Annotated in this window: 13 protein-coding genes; all 13 read right to left on the bottom strand. The window is 55.2% G+C overall.

Annotation, left to right across the window (positions count from 1 at the left end):
* Complete coding sequence (locus WMO64_RS06805) at positions 1-876, bottom strand: alpha/beta hydrolase (RefSeq protein ID WP_349231480.1); 876 nt, start codon at positions 874-876, stop codon at positions 1-3.
* Between the two features lie 110 nt (positions 877-986).
* Positions 987-1,664 (bottom strand): DUF4405 domain-containing protein, encoded by a 678-nt coding sequence (locus WMO64_RS06800; RefSeq protein WP_349231479.1) that lies wholly within the window; start codon positions 1,662-1,664, stop codon positions 987-989.
* Between the two features lie 31 nt (positions 1,665-1,695).
* Positions 1,696-2,592, bottom strand: a complete 897-nt coding sequence (locus tag WMO64_RS06795; RefSeq protein ID WP_349231478.1) for a prolyl oligopeptidase family serine peptidase — start codon at positions 2,590-2,592, stop codon at positions 1,696-1,698.
* 369 nt (positions 2,593-2,961) lie between these two features.
* Positions 2,962-3,252 (bottom strand): DUF6809 family protein, encoded by a 291-nt coding sequence (locus WMO64_RS06790; protein ID WP_349231477.1) that lies wholly within the window; start codon positions 3,250-3,252, stop codon positions 2,962-2,964.
* 231 nt (positions 3,253-3,483) lie between these two features.
* The gene (locus tag WMO64_RS06785) at positions 3,484-4,551 is read right to left on the bottom strand and encodes a recombinase family protein (protein ID WP_349231476.1); all 1,068 of its coding nucleotides are present in this window, start codon (positions 4,549-4,551) and stop codon (positions 3,484-3,486) included.
* Between the two features lie 31 nt (positions 4,552-4,582).
* On the bottom strand, positions 4,583-7,222 hold the full coding sequence (locus tag WMO64_RS06780; RefSeq protein ID WP_349231475.1) for an ATP-binding cassette domain-containing protein: 2,640 nt from the start codon (positions 7,220-7,222) through the stop codon (positions 4,583-4,585).
* On the bottom strand, positions 7,219-8,202 hold the full coding sequence (locus tag WMO64_RS06775; protein ID WP_349231474.1) for a TIM barrel protein: 984 nt from the start codon (positions 8,200-8,202) through the stop codon (positions 7,219-7,221). The genes WMO64_RS06780 and WMO64_RS06775 overlap by 4 nt, the downstream gene beginning before the upstream one ends.
* Positions 8,199-9,104 carry an energy-coupling factor transporter transmembrane component T gene (locus WMO64_RS06770; protein ID WP_349231473.1) on the bottom strand — a complete coding sequence of 302 codons (906 nt, stop codon included), beginning with the start codon at positions 9,102-9,104 and terminating at the stop codon, positions 8,199-8,201. Before WMO64_RS06770 ends, WMO64_RS06775 begins: the two co-directional genes overlap by 4 nt.
* Positions 9,105-9,120: 16 nt before the next feature.
* Entirely contained in the window at positions 9,121-9,972 is an 852-nt protein-coding gene (locus WMO64_RS06765) for a DUF4430 domain-containing protein (protein WP_349231472.1), read from the bottom strand.
* A gap of 12 nt (positions 9,973-9,984) precedes the next feature.
* Positions 9,985-11,457 (bottom strand): S-layer homology domain-containing protein, encoded by a 1,473-nt coding sequence (locus WMO64_RS06760; RefSeq protein ID WP_349231471.1) that lies wholly within the window; start codon positions 11,455-11,457, stop codon positions 9,985-9,987.
* A gap of 211 nt (positions 11,458-11,668) precedes the next feature.
* Positions 11,669-12,148 carry an S-layer homology domain-containing protein gene (locus tag WMO64_RS06755; protein ID WP_349231470.1) on the bottom strand — a complete coding sequence of 160 codons (480 nt, stop codon included), beginning with the start codon at positions 12,146-12,148 and terminating at the stop codon, positions 11,669-11,671.
* Positions 12,148-14,469, bottom strand: a complete 2,322-nt coding sequence (locus WMO64_RS06750) for a VirB4-like conjugal transfer ATPase, CD1110 family (RefSeq protein ID WP_349231557.1) — start codon at positions 14,467-14,469, stop codon at positions 12,148-12,150. Before WMO64_RS06750 ends, WMO64_RS06755 begins: the two co-directional genes overlap by 1 nt.
* On the bottom strand, positions 14,462-14,794 hold the full coding sequence (locus tag WMO64_RS06745) for a PrgI family protein (protein ID WP_346012651.1): 333 nt from the start codon (positions 14,792-14,794) through the stop codon (positions 14,462-14,464). The genes WMO64_RS06750 and WMO64_RS06745 overlap by 8 nt, the downstream gene beginning before the upstream one ends.
* Positions 14,795-14,964 lie beyond the last annotated feature (170 nt).

Below are 14,964 nucleotides of genomic sequence, written 5' to 3'. Positions count from 1 at the left end.
TCAATCCATTTGCCGACTCCAGAATGCAATAGCGTCATCAATCCACCCCTCCGCAGAAGTGCCGTTTCCCAATCCGAAGCCGTGGCCCAGTCCCTCATACACATGGAATTCCGTGTCGATACCAAGGGCTGACAGCGCATCCAGCCGCGCTTTCATGACGCGCCAGCTGGCGATCCCATCCTGATCTCCCACACAGGCATAGGTGGGCGGGTCGCTGGGGGAATACTCGCCCAGCCCTGTGTACTGCATGATGACCGCTCCAGGCTGGGGCAGGTCATCGCCGCCAAACGCCGCAGGGCCATAGGTGCCAAGCCAGGCCGCCATCCGTGCACCCGCCGAGCCGCCCCAGAGTGAGTAGCAGCTGGTGTCCACCTCCAGCTCCTCGGCATGATCAAAAATAAAGGTGATGGCCCGGGCCAGATCCTCACATGCTGTCTGTGCACCCGGGCGGTAGATCAGGGCAAAGGCGTTGTAGCCTTGCTTGGATAGCTCCAGGGCGTGGGGGAAGCTGTCGTGCATGGCGCCCACATAGGCAAAGGCGCCGCCTGCATTACACACAGCAAAACGCGCTCCTGGGTCTCCCTTGAAAAAGAACAGCCCGGTATCTTCCTTGTCGGGATCGGCTGCCTTTTCCTCCTCGGTGTAAATATCGTAGAAAATCGTCTCGCCAGCCAGAGCCCGCTCCTTCAGAGTGTTGACGATCTCAACGGTCTCGTCAGGGTCAATGTGGCTGTAATAGGTCAACCGCAGGTCCCCCAGGGTTTCGCCGCTCCAGTAGCCTGTATCCACAGGAAAAAGCAGGCGGCCATAGTCGTCAAACACCGGGTCATCCATGACTGTCTGGATGGGGGTATCTACGGTAAACTCCGTTTCCATGGCCGCTCCTCCTTGTTCCTCCTGGCCGGACGGCACGGTATGGCCTTCTCCGCAGCCGGAAAGCGCCAGCGCCAATACAAGTGCACCAGCAGTCAGTACTTTGCTGATCATCATTTTTCCTTCTTTCTGCCTGAAAAGCGGCGCAGGCCCATCCCGCCGTAGTGAGCCGCATATGCGAATAAGCCCATCACAGCAAGGTGATCCACCACAAACCGCGTCGCTGTCTGATACGGGGCAAAAAATATAAAATGGGTCCGCAAAAGCAGGTAATCAGAAAACCTGTAATGTGCAAACGCATAGAGGCCATAGCCCACAAGCACCGCAGCCAGCAACCGAAGGAGCAGCACCCGGTTTCTGGACGCGTCCTGTATATGCAGGCGTCGGCGGACTGTATTCATAATGCCGCTCCAATGCAAGCCCAGGTGCAGACTCATAAGCAGAAACCCCCAATAGGAAAGGGGCAGATGGAGCGTCCGGGCAATGGTTTCGCCACGCTGCAAGGGCAGAAAATCCAAAATGTGCTGGGACAGAATCAGGCCACTGAGGAGCATCCCCAGCACTACCGCAAAAAGCAAAAGATTCAGTGCGGTCTGGACTGCTCGATACGGAGATGGCCTGCCTCGTCCAATGCTTTTATACCAGGCTCGATTCCAGATATGGTGGAGAAGGAACAATACCAGCATGGTGATTCCCATCCACTCATGCAGGACTTCCCCCACCAGAGAGTAGGCCATCAGCAGTAGTAGAAGGACTGTCATCGCCAGATCCGTAATCCATTTCTTCGCCACAGGGTCACCTCCTTTGGATTATATTGTTACATTACTGTTTAAACAGCCAGCCCATGATCTCGGGGTCTTGTGCAAACAGATTTCCACCTCCGTGCTGATTCGGTGCACCTCCATCGCGGAAATAATCCGCATCTTTGATGTCCAGAACCAGAAGTTGATCGATCTCCGCCTGGGACAGACCTGCCTGTTCGTACAGCTCACGCAAGGAATCGTATGCCTCCTGGCTCGGCCCGGAACCGTAATACTCGTCGCTCTCCCCGATGACAAAATACACCGGAACCCTGGCCTCCACCACCGGCTCGTAGGCCCCGTCCCACTGAGAAGAACACTGGAGATAGGCAGTAAATAAATCGGGCCTCATCCCCATGACCTGCGACATAGTCTCTCCACCGCCGGAGTAGCCCTCTGCATACACCCGTTCCTGGTCGATGTTGTAACGCCCCAGCAGATACTCCGTCAGGGCGATTGTCTGCTCAGCTGAAGTCTCCCCCCAGTCGCTGAGCTGCGGGGCAACCACAATCATGTGGTCGTTATAATTCAGTGCCTCGAAAGCAAAGTTCTCGCTATATAGGTTTTGCCCCATGCCCTGGAAGTACAGGCCCTCGTAGCCTGGCAGGGTAAGGAAAAGCGCATAGGGTTCGCTGCCATCATAGCCGTCCGGGACATAGATGTGATAATGAATGGCCCCCTCCGGAGCGTGTAGTACATTGTCCATCTGGAAACCCCGGTAGGTCTCTGTCCCCTCCGTTACCTCCAACTCTGGTTCCGGGGATGGCACAGGTGCAGGCTCCGGTGTTTCCTGCACCTGTGTCGGAGGTTCGGGCATTTCCGGGGTGGGTTGTGTTGTACCCTCCGTCCCGCAGGAAGCAAGGCTCAGTTCCATAGTCAGAATCAGAAAAAGTGTGAGAATCTGTTGACCGGAAAACATAGCGGCACCTTCTTTCAGAGCTATTGTAGTCCCGGTACGCCATCAGCGGAAGTTCCGATTAGTTGGTCGGTGTTAACCAACAGGTTAATACCACCGCGATTGACAAAATTGTATTCAATATCGTCGACTTCAAAACGATGCTGAACAGTTTACCCTCCAGCATTCTCAGTCGCTGCCTCTCCGTGTGCGGCTGCTCCAGCAGCCGCATATGGCTGCGAAACCACTTCCACGACGAATCATTCATCTTACCCGCAGAAGGCTTACCACTGGACAGTCACCTCGGTTGATGCAACGGGAAAAACGAACCAGTCACCAGAGGCAAGAGAGCAGCAACACTTTCAACAGCAGCGAACTCCAATTTTCAAAAAATCAGGCATCCTTTTCCGCTTCTTCCGACGGAAAGGGATGCCTGTCCATTTCAAAGTGATTCAGTTCGTATGCCAGTTCCCACGCCAGTTTAAACCCACAGAGAAAACTGTCCAGGGAGCGTTCCTCAGTGATGAGATTCTGGGCATCCATGATCTGTAGCACCAGTTTTCTCTCCGGCTTTTCCAGTCGCCCAATGAGTCGCCGGTGGCAATCTTCAATTTCCTGCTCACACTCGGCCATGGACAGAGGCGTGTAAAATCTGTTGTAGAGTTGATTCAGAGTGTCGTTCATGTGTCCTACCTCCTTGCAGCAAGACAACATACCACAGGTCAGTTTGAAAAGCCACCGAAATATTTTTCTCCAGCAAATGCGTTATAATCAATTTTTGCAGACCATACACCGCAGTCCGAGGGCAGAAAACTTACCACTTTGCGAGAGCGTACGGTTCGCATCCGTAAGGTCGTCGGTTCGATCCCGATTGGGTCCACCAAAGACAGGCTTGTTCGCGCAAGCCTGTCTTTTTTATGCCGTGATATATACCAAAGGCTGCTCACTTGTTCCCTGATCCTGGCACTCTGTTGCCATTGTGCGGAACTCCTCAAAGGAAACATTAAATTCAATCTCCAGTGTGTAATCTCGATAGACATAAACAGATTTGATAAACTGGGAAATAATCATCTTCTTGGCAGCAAAATTACAGTTGTCATAGAGGTCAGCCCAGGTCTTTATCTTCTCATACTCTTTCCGCTCTACATCAGCGTTCGCAAGATGAATGTCCAGTTCTTCCCTCGCTGCCTTTACCGCGGCCTCAAGCTCTGTTATCTCGGCCTTCGCTTTGCTGACAAGTTCGTTCAGAAACTCCATATCAAACTTGCTCTGCCCGCGAATGACCTTGATTCCTTCATTTTGGTAATCAACCAGTTCTCTTTGCTTTTCTGCTAACTGCACCGTTGCCAGACGGTGTCTTGCTTTTGCCAATTCGATGGCTTTCCGGTTCTGTTTCGCAACAATATCTTCCCCGGACGCGGCACTGATTTTAGAAAGTTGATAGCGCACGATCCGGTCTATAATCCCATCCAATTTCTTTACTCCATAGCCTGACTGTCCATCACATTCTCCCGGATGACGGACATTATAGTGACACTGATACCTGGCGCGAACATCATGGTAAATACTTCCGTCCTTTCGCACCCGGTTCCTGCCTCCAGTGGTTAAGGTCAGCCGATTTTTACAATGGCCGCAAAAAATATTCCCTACCAGGAGAGATTGTCCTTTTAGGTTCAATGGAGTTTCTGCATGGTGTGTCGTTCTGTCAGACATGATTTTCTGTGCCCGGTCAAAAGTTTCCTGGTCGATGATCTGTAATTCTGGAATAAAAGCCGATTGTGCATCCCCATTCCGTATTACTCCCGTATAGATAGGATTCTTGATGATACGGTTGATGGAGGTATTCGGAAAGTTCTTTCCGTTAGGCTTGCGGATTTTCTTTTCTTCCAGATACCTGGAAAGACGCTGGGCACCATATCCCTCGTTCACATACTTGTGAAAAATCAGTTGAATGATTTTCGCGGCGTCTTCGTCTACCGCCAAATCAAAGACTTTCTGATCTATGTACATGGCATTACGATATCAAACCATACTTGACTTTTATCCGATCCAGCTTTTCCAGCATCGGCTCGGCACCGAACCATAGAAACAGCCAGGTGGCCATGGCGTGGATGCAGTCAAAGGGCATTCCTACGACATAACTGCTCAGCAGAATGCCGCCTGTCAGTTCCCGGTTTGCCGTCAGAGCCGAAGCCGGATTCATGATACCACCGTAAATCAGAATCGCGCAGAGAGCACCAAAGACACACAATGCACCCCGGGTTCTCATCAAAAGTCCTTTGCGGAACAGGATACCGGCGAGAAAGCCGATGATACCCATGGAAAACATCTGCCATGGTGCCAGGGGGCCTTGCCCGAACATGACGTTGGAAGCCAGCATCGTCATGGCTCCCACCAAAAAGCCGGTTTCCCCTCCAAAGGCCACGCCTGCGATGATGGTCACCGCCATCACCGGCTTGAACTGGGGCAGCATGAAAAAGAATGCCCGGCCCGCCACGCCAATGGCGCACAGCACCGCGATGATGACCAGCTCCCGTGCCTGTGGCTTCCGGCCTTCAAAGACCAGGAAAAAGGGAAGCATGGTCTCCAGCAGGATCAGGAGGGAGATAAAATAATACTTCTTCCCGCCCAGATAGGTGATCCCCACAAAGAGCGTCACCGGAATGAGCAGCAAGATCAGAACCGTTGCCACCAGTGTGCGTTTGGCCAGCTTCCGCTGTTCCTTTGGTGGCTGCCTCAGATAGTCTGGCCGGTGGCTGCGGCGTGTAATACACACGGCAAACACGATCAAGGAAATGCAAAAAACCAGGTATAATAGCAGTTGCTCTCCCGCCAGGGAAGTCAATCCATCGGTAGTGACCAGCGCGGTTAAATCTGTTACGCCCATAAAAGAACAAAACAGAATCAGCGCAATCCCGGCCGACAATGCGGCCAGCAGCTTGCGCCACCAGGGTAGTTTTTTTGGTTTTTCCGCCGGACTTCCTTCTTCCGGCTCCGGCAGGGGCGGGATATCATCCGGCAGCTTCGGTACGGGCGGCAGATGACCACCGCACAGGGTAATTACATCCTCCGGCGTCACAGCTTCAGGCTCCAGCTCCCGCGCCATACGGTTGGCAGAGGTAGTATAAAAGCTGTTGCCGGAAAAGAAAGCCCGGGGCGTACCCTCTGCCACGGTACTGCCGTCAAAAAACAGAGCGCAGCGATGGGCATAGAGGGCACAGAATCCGATATCATGACTGACCATCAGGATCGTAACGCCCCGCCGCAAAAGCACCTGCAGAATCTCCGCAAGCACCTGTTTGAACTCCGCATCCAGCCCCTTTGTGGGTTCATCCATCAGCAAAATGTCAGGGTTCAGCAGTAAGACCTTGGCCAAAGCCGCCCGCTGCTGCTCGCCGCCGGACAGGTCGTAGGGGTGACGATCCAACAGCCCTTCCAGCCGGCACAGGGCTACCACATGGGCAATCCGCTCCGCCTGTTCGGCTTTTCTGCCGCCCAGAATCTCTTCCAAATCCTCCCGAACCGTTTTCTTTACAAAGAGGGCCTGGGAATTTTGGGGCAAAACACCGATTGTGCCCCGGCAGCTTACCGTGCCCCGATAGGGCTTCAAAAGCCCGGCCAGCAGCTTTAGAGACGTGGATTTACCTGCGCCGTTTCCGCCCAGAAGGGCGTAGAACTCCCCTTTTTTCAGGGTAAGGCTCAATCCTCGCACCACATCCGGGCTGTCTTTCTCATACTTGAACCACAGCTCCGATGCCTCCAGTACAGGATCTTCCGGATATACCCGTGACGGTTCCGGCGGTATTGGATGCAGCGGATGCTTTGCTCCATAGTCTGTCAGCCACTCCCGGCCTTCCCGAACAGTAACGGGGCATAAACCGTTCTGCTCCACTGCCGCCCACACCCGCATAGCGGTAGGCATGGCCAGGAACATGGTATGCCCGCTCGTCCGCAGGGCTGCGCCCACCTCCGCAGGTGTGCCGCTGCACAGCAGCCGCCCTTCCTCCATGACGGCCACCCTGGTGGCCAGGGGAAACGCATCTTCCAGACGATGCTCGGTCAGAATGATGGTTGTACCCAGCTCCCGGTTGATCCGCCCAAGGGTGGCCAGAAAATCCGACGCTGCGATGGGATCCAGCTGGGAGGTGGGCTCGTCCAGAATCAGTACCGAGGGCTGCATGGCCATGACGGAGGCCAGATTGAGCAGCTGCTTCTGTCCGCCGGACAGCTCGCTCACATTTTTGTAGAACCAGTTTTCGATGCCGAAGAAGGCCGCCATCTCTGCCACCCGCTGGCGGATCACCGGCGTCTCATAGCCCAGGCTCTCCAGCCCAAAGGCCAGCTCATGCCAGACCTTATCGGTAACGATCTGGTTGTCGGGACTCTGCTGGACAAAACCGATTCGCTCCGTCTGCTGCCGCTGATCCATGGAATCCAGCGGCTGCCCTTCAAAGAGAATAGTGCCGCTTCGGCACCCGTGGGGCGCAAGAACTGTCTTGAGCTGCCGCAGCAACGTGGATTTTCCGCAGCCGGAAGGGCCGCAGAGTACCAGGAATTCTCCGCGCCGGACAGTCAGGTTCATATCATGAAGGATGTCTTTGGATTGTTCTGGATAGGAAAAGAAAAGATTTCTAATTACAAAGGTGTCTGTCATGGGGCGTTCTCTCTCTTTCGCAGCAGAGCCTGCTGGCTTGCGATAGCCCTTGTCCGCTCCGCTCTGGTACGGGAGGTCAATTCGTGGGTCAACCAGGCCGGTTCAATTCGCGCAAGAATGGGCAATATGGCAGAGTCTGTCCACGGGCGGTGCTGATCGATTTGCAGGACATGGGCATAATTGACGGAAAAGCGTTGACCAAATTCCTCCGGCCATTCTTCCGGCAATCGGCCCGTATGGCTTTGGACATAGGGGCCGCTGAGGGATTGATGAAAATGAATGCCGCGGATCATAGCGCTGAGACTGCCGTGTCGATCCAGCATAGCGCCGATGTAGGCTGCGCCCTCTGCCTGGTTGCGCAGGCCGGTACAACAGTTCATCAGATGGCCCGTGTCCAGCAGGATACCCTTGTTGTCATAGCGGATGCCGTCCAGCAGCCGTTCGGTCTGTCTGGGGTCGGTGAAGGTAAAGCCCGGCCACCACTGGTTCTCCACCAGAAAGGCAAACGGCCACGCCTTCCCTTGCAGGAGTTCGTTGATCAGCTCCAGGGCAGCGGTGATGACCTGATCGTTGCTGTGAGAAAACCGATAGGCGAAGCACTCCTCCATGGAGACATCTGACACATGAAACACCACATATCCGGCGCCCAGCCGCTTTGCCCGCTCCAGGTCTTCTCTGTACTGCCGCAGCAGTGTCTCCCGTCCCAGTCCTCCGTAAACAGAGGCAGCTTGTTCCAGAGAGCCATATTTCTCCTTCAGCGCCGTCCAGTTTCCGTTCCAGAGATCCACCCAGTCGTGGAAAAAGATGAGGTGATATCCTTGCACCAGCCCGGCCGGAAGATCTTCCGGAATGGGTTCGCCACCCCATATGGCCTCAATCCCATCACAACCCAGGGTATGTACTTCCTGCTGAAGATCTGCCCAGTCCTGATACTCCCGCAGTGTGTCGGAATAGAGCGGCAGGCTCATACTCTGAATCATTTTGCAGCCTCCTTTCCGTGCAGTGTGCGCCACGTGCGGTCTGCATGGATGTTGATAGCCATCGGCGTCAGGCACAATCCCGTCCAGCAAAGCAAAAGACAGGCTGTCAGTGGCGTCAGCAGCGCGCCTTTTACGGTTGGATAATACCGCCAGGAAAGGCATCCGGTAAACGCACCGCAGCCCAGGACAAGCCCGCAGAAGCAAAGCCACAGCAGAATTGTCCGATCTCTCACATCAAAGCGGTAGATGGAAAATGCCGTTCTGCCCGGCAATCCGTAGCCCCGGCTTTTCATGCTGTCCGCCGTCTCAATGGCGTTTTCCAGTGTCCAGGTGACCATGATGGAGAAAATCGTCACCGCGTTTCGGGTTCGCCGCAGGAGACCGCCGTCAGAGATGTCTCGTCCCACACAGCGCTGGGCTTCACTGACCACATGAAGCTGCGCCTTGAACTTGGGTACAAAGCGCAGTGTCATGGACAGCACCAGAGAAAGGGCCGGAATCACTCTGCCAAACAGATATACGAATTTGTCGGAGGTCATGACGGCGGTATAGCAGGAAAACCAGGAGATCACGGCGGCCAGCATGGCGGCGGCGGAAACGCCGTAAAGAATGCTCTCCAGCGTCAGGGGGTTACCCGTGGGCAGATAGGTTAGGATCGTAATGCCCTGGTGATTGAAGGCGGGATTGATTATCAGTGTCAGGAGCATCATGGGCAGGAGAAACGCCAGGGAAAACCGCACCGCCTTCCGGCCGTTGAGATATACCGCATAGACCACGCCGCCGGCCAGGGAAAGCCCTAAAATGACAGGGTGCAGGCAGAACATGGTCACCAGCAGAACAAGCGCAAAATACAGGAAATTGATGACTGGGTGGCAGCTGGAAAAGGTATCTCTATTTCGCAAGGAATTCTCCTTTCCGTTACGTTACCGGTCTGCCGACATCAGCTCCATAATCGCAGGTATACACCCACTCCACCACATCGCCGTCCTGCAGCTGATAGCGGCTGCATCCGTAGTTGGGGAACCAGTCGTTGACACTGTACATCCAGCCGGACAGCTCGCCCACATCGAATTCGTAGAGGTTGTGGATGCCTTCGATATAGGCGGAGTTATACATAGGCGTATCCTCAAACTCCATATGGATCTTCTGCTGCTTGCAGGTGCGCTGGAGTACGTTGAAGACGCTTTCCCCCTCATAGAAGGTAACGGTCATGGGCTCCAGGATCCATCCGTCCTCCGGAACCAGTTCTTTTTTCTCCGGATCACAGAGATCCAGATTATCCAGGATGGTCGCACAGGAGATGGAAATGGTGCAGCTGTACGCTGTTGTGCCGATGGTCACATCCTGAGGCTCTACCGGCAGCGGTTTGCCTTCCGGCACCGGATCGGTCAAATACTGATCCTTTCCCGTCTCCGGGTTAATGGCCATCTCCGGCTGTTCGGATGGCCGGGGCTGTTGAGAAGCGGTCGGCGCAGGAGTCTGCTCCGGCGTGGCATTTGGCGGCTCTTCCGTTGCATCGGGTGTATCGGGTTCCGGTGTATGTTCCACAGGCGTCTCTTCAGGTTCCGAAACTGCCGGGGGCCCCTTCGTCTGGGCCGGTTCCGGCGTATCGTGCAGATCACCTTCCAGCGCAGGCTGGGACGCCTCGTTTGCCGGGACAGTCCAACCCCGTGCGCCGGGAGCATTACCCCCATACCAGAACGCGCCGGCCAGCACTGCCGCGATCAGAACCGGTATGAGTACCTTCCATTTATGCTGTTTCCACCACATGACGGATTCTCCTTACAGCAGTTTGGCGCTGTCCAGCATACGATACAGCATTTCGGCGATCTCACAGCGCAGGATCGCACGGGCAGGCTCCACATTCAGGTCGCTCTGGTTGAGGATGTCCTCGCCATAACAGAACGCAACGCCCTCCTGAGCCCACTGGGCAATGGTCACATAGTCGGTAAACTGTGCCAGAACATTGAGGATCTCGTAGTTTTCCAGCTCCGTATCCATACCGCAGAGCTTGGCGGCACGGGCTACCATGACGGCGGCTTCCTGCCGGGTAATGGTGCCGTCGGGATTAAAGCGCCCATTGCCTGCTCCGGTAATGATGCCGTAGGAATAGGCAGTCCCCACATAACCGGAGTACCACGCGTTGGAGGACACATCGGTAAAGGCGTTGGTAGCCTTGGGCATCAGCCCCAGAGCCCGCACAACGATGGCGGCAAACTCCGCACGGGTCATGGTGGCATTAGGGTCAAAGCGGTTGCCGCCCTTGCCGTTGATGATGCCCCGGGAAGCCAGCGCCTCGATGGCCTTCTGGTTGGCGTGACCGGCCACATCGGCAAAGGAGACACTGCCGCTGACGGGTACCAGCTTGACGTCGGCGTGCTTGCCGGGCAGGCCAATGGTTTCCTTCGTTACGCCAGTCACATGAATGGTCACGTCATCCATGTGGTAGAGCGTGCTTTTTCCAGCAGCGGCGCGCTGGGCTGCCACCAAGCCGTAGAGGCCCTGCTCACTGGCCATCTGGCTGTCGCCGTTTCCGGCAGAGGTATGTAGGAAGCTGCCGTTGTCCTGCCGGTAGCTGAGCAGGTTCTCCAGCAAGGTATGGCCATTTTTTACAAAGCGGGCATCATTCAGATCAATGCCCAGGGCGCACAGGCCCACGATAACCTGTACCACGCTTTCGGAGCTGCTGGTATTATGGCTGGCATAGCCGCCGTTGCTCTCCTGGGCTGCGCTCAGGTAATCCAGCGCCCGGTCAATAGCCGCCTTGACCTCGGGCTGGGACTGATAGCCGGCCAGAGCCTGGAGGGCCATGCCGGTGATGTCGGGGTCGCTCTGACCGGCACCGCCCTTGTCGGTCAGGTTCCAGCCACCGTCGTTAAGCTGCCGGGCAAGGATCTCGTCCACATACATCTGCCGTGTGGCCTGGGTTTTGGCGTTCTGGTTCCGGGGCATATCATAATTTCCTGCGTCCAGCGCGATCAGCGCCCAAATCGGGCCGTTGATGCCCTGCCAAATGGTCTTGTCAAAGTCTCCCAGAGGGGTGAGCAGGTTATAGCCTGCCACATCGGAGGGATCGGCGCCGATGGCGGTGAGGGCCACGATCAGGCGGGAATATTCGGTGTACTTCTTGTCGTGGAGGTTACCTTTGTGTTCCTCCACATAGTCCTCCACCGTGGCGTAATAATCATCCCAGTATTTCTGGGGTACGTCGTAGCCGGAACGGGCCAGGCCGATGACAGCCCATTCGCCGCCCACGGATCCCACCCGAGGTTCACGAACGGTGTTGAGCATATACTTTGCGCTGCCCTGCACTGCGGCGGTCAGATCCGTCTCCGCTGCAAATGCGGGGACACTCAGGCTGAGCAGTAGCATAAAAGCCAGGAGAAAGCCTGTTCCGCGTTTGAAAACCGTTTTCATAGGAACTCCTTTCCGTGCCGGGGCGTCTTGCGCCCCGGCACGCCGTTTGTTATTTCGTCAATTCTGTGAAGCGCATGAGGATGGTCGCCACTTCGGCACGGGTGGCCGTACCGGTGGGGTCAATGACATTGGCGATTTTGCCGGAAATCAGTCCGGCACCCACCGCCCACGCCATGGCATCGGAAGCCCAGGCGGCGATCTGATCGCCGTCAGCGAATTTGCTCAGGTCGCCTTTGGCGCTGGTGTCCAATTTGCTGTACTTGGCGTAGCGGTAAAGCATGGTAGCCAACTCTTCGCGGGTAATCGCCTGCGTGGGTGCAAACTTGCCATCGCCGACGCCGCTGACGATACCGTTGGCGCTGACCCAGGCCACGGCAGAGGTATACCAGGTATCCGGTGCCACGTCCATAAATGTTTTACCTTCACCCGTTGCAGCAGGCTCGCCGGACAGACGATACAGGATGGTGGCCAGCATGGCCCGGTTCAGGTACTCGTCAGGAGCAAAAGTAGTGTCGCTGGTGCCGTTCATCAGACCGTTTCCATAGACATAAGCCGATAGAGCTCGGTATCCTTGGGAATGGAGTTGTTGAATGGGACCAGGGAGCCGCCCATCTTCAACAGGCCGTGTCCGGGCTCCGCATTGGTGATGTAGCCCATCTGTGTATCGGAGATATGAAGGAGCTTGCCTAACTCCGCCCGGTCGGTGGCCGCCTGATTGAACAGCAGGAGAAATTCAGAGTTTGCCAGCATGAGCCGGGCCGTTTCGGACTTTAAGCACTCCTCCACATTCTGGGTCGCCGCCGTCATAATACCTGCGTACTTTCTGAACCGTTTCCAGGCACGGTACAGAAACTCGCCGGAATAATGGTACTTGAAATACAGATACACTTCGTCCAGGAACACCCAGGTGTACTTGCCGCGTTTTCGGTTTTCCATGACACGGTTCTGGATGGCCTCCAGCGTGACCACCAGGGCGGTAGGACGGAGCTGTTCTCCCATTTCATAGAGGTCCAGTGTGATGATCCGGCTATTCATATCAACATTTCCGGGATGGGCAAAGACATTCAAGCTGCCCTCGGTAATAAGCTCAGCGGCCAGGGCGATTTCGCGGGCCTCCGGGTCTACCTGTTTCAATACCTCGTTGCGCCAGTCGGTCAAGAGCGGCATAGGGGCCTTGCCACGGCTATGGAAATAGTTCTGATAGACATTGGCGGTACAGCGGTCAATGATGGATTTATGGCTGCCGTTGACACGTCCCACACCCATCTGCTGCTCCAAAATACTGGTGATAAGCTCCGATTTCATGGCGATGGGGTTTTCTCCATCGCCGTATCCATCCGCTACCTCCATGGGGTTGATGTGATGGGGACTGCTCGGGGAAATTTCCACCACTGTTCCGCCCAGGGACCGGGTGATGGGGCCATACTCGCGCTCGGCGTCGATGATGATAATATCATCATTGGTAGCCAGGGCCACATTTTCAATCGTAGACTTCATAGCCACCGATTTGCCGGAGCCGGAAACGCCCAGGTAAAAGGCATGGGGAGAAATGAGCCGCTTGCGTTCACATATCAGCAGGTTCTTGGAAATGGCGTTGACACCGTAAGGCAGGCCGCCGGGGTCCTGGATCTCCTGGACCCGGAAGGGCATGAGTACGGCGGCGCTCTCGGTGGTCAGCGTGCGCAGGGCCTTCACCCGGCGCAGGCCATAGGGCAAAACCGTGTTCAACCCGTCCTCTTGTTGATAGCGCAGGGTGGAAAATTGGCAAAGGTGCTCCCGGCCAATAGAAAGCAGTGCCTCGGTGTCCGCGTCCAGTTGCTCCAGGCTATCCGCAATATGGACCAGTGTAACCACAGCGAAAATCATCCGTTGATCTCGCTCCGTGAGGTCGGAGAGAAATTCCTTGGTCTCTCCCCGGAGCTGTTCCAGCTCATAGGGAATGGATGCGGTAAAGTTGTTCTTGTCGTTCTGCCGCTGCTGCCAGCGTGTAATATCCGTCTCAATGCCCAGGATACGGCTCTGTACCTCCCGCACGGCCTCATCGGTGGGAATGGGCAGAATATCAATAGAGAGCATGAGGTTTCGCGGGAAGTCGGACAGGTCGGCAATCATCTCATCTTTGATGTAACTGGCATAGTCCTTCAGAAACAACACCCGGCCCACCTTGTCACCCATCTCAAAGTGTCCGGCCTTGAAGGCAAGTCCATCCGGGCAAATGAGGTCCCGGAAGTCGAGCCCACGGCGGATGGCCGCTGTCTGGTCAAAGGTAAAATATTGCTCCTCTCCGGGCCGGAAAAAGTCATGGAGGATACGGAGCCTGTCGTGGGTGGTAAGAGGCTTGGCCCCGGAGTCCAGCCGTCCAAAGCCCTTGGACAGATTGGCGTCCACCCGCCGGAAATAGGTCCGGGTCTCCTCGATTTTCCGCTGCGGTATGGAAAGGGTGATGTATTTCTCCTGAACCAGATTGTTGCTTTCGGCGGCCCGTCTGGTCAGGATTTGATTGGATTCCCGACGATAGCGGTCCAGCTCGTCCCCGCGCTCTTTCATCAGGATTTGCCGCTGGAAGTCCACAGGATTGATCCGGCGATTGATGATGGTGATTTTTGCGGCGGCGTCAGTAGGCAAGGAGTTGAGCACCGCGCAGTAGGAAAGGAAAATGGACCGGCGCTCCTCCTCTGACGCGGCAGCATAGTTAATATCCGCAAAGCGCCATGTACGGCTATGTTTCCGGCCAGTATGCCAAATTCCGTCCGAATAGACGCACCGAATGGGAATGGATTGCTGGACGCTGCGGGGGATTACGAAACGGTCTTTTTCACTCTTGTTGGCAGCCAGCAGGGATTTAATCAAAGTCGTCACGCTCCTTTCTCCCCAGGCAGACATAGTAGAAGTTTTCTGATACAAAGCGCCGGGGCTTGGCACAAAGAATTTGAGACTTGATGACAGCCCATAGGAATTGTTCCAGGGTCATGCCATTGAAATGGAAAAAACCGGCCACAGCCACCGGCGCGGCTGCAAGGATACAGAACCAGCCTGCCGTCTCTTTTCCTATTTTGGAGTTAAGGCACAGGTAGACAAACACAGATAATCCCACAGCTACTACCGAACAGAAAAACTGCCGTGCGGACAATCCAAAAAAGATCGTCTCCTGGTGCTTGCGCACCTCCTTTGGAATTTTGATTTCGATAATATTTCACCTCGTATTCCTGCAAAAAGTTGACTATTTTAATTGAAAACGGTATAATATAGACAGAAAATAAGCGATAAAATGTGTTTGTCAAACGAAAATGTGAGCAAAAGGGCCCCAAAAAAGTGAGCACCTTCAGCACCAGATTTCATGTCGTG

Source organism: Pseudoflavonifractor intestinihominis (assembly GCF_040096055.1).
Lineage (GTDB): Bacteria > Bacillota > Clostridia > Oscillospirales > Oscillospiraceae > Pseudoflavonifractor > Pseudoflavonifractor intestinihominis.
The sequence above is the reverse complement of the archived record's forward strand: the minus strand, read 5'-3'. Positions and strand labels throughout refer to the sequence as shown.

What these genes read in the sequence shown, in the direction of transcription:
- WMO64_RS06805 (WP_349231480.1), bottom strand. Translation starts at nt 876, where the DNA reads ATGGAAACGGAGTTTACCGTAGATACCCCCATCCAGACAGTCATGGAT.
- WMO64_RS06795 (WP_349231478.1), bottom strand. Translation starts at nt 2,592, where the DNA reads ATGTTTTCCGGTCAACAGATTCTCACACTTTTTCTGATTCTGACTATG.
- WMO64_RS06790 (WP_349231477.1), bottom strand. Translation starts at nt 3,252, where the DNA reads ATGAACGACACTCTGAATCAACTCTACAACAGATTTTACACGCCTCTG.
- WMO64_RS06780 (WP_349231475.1), bottom strand. Translation starts at nt 7,222, where the DNA reads ATGACAGACACCTTTGTAATTAGAAATCTTTTCTTTTCCTATCCAGAA.
- WMO64_RS06775 (WP_349231474.1), bottom strand. Translation starts at nt 8,202, where the DNA reads ATGATTCAGAGTATGAGCCTGCCGCTCTATTCCGACACACTGCGGGAG.
- WMO64_RS06765 (WP_349231472.1), bottom strand. Translation starts at nt 9,972, where the DNA reads ATGTGGTGGAAACAGCATAAATGGAAGGTACTCATACCGGTTCTGATC.
- WMO64_RS06755 (WP_349231470.1), bottom strand. Translation starts at nt 12,148, where the DNA reads ATGAACGGCACCAGCGACACTACTTTTGCTCCTGACGAGTACCTGAAC.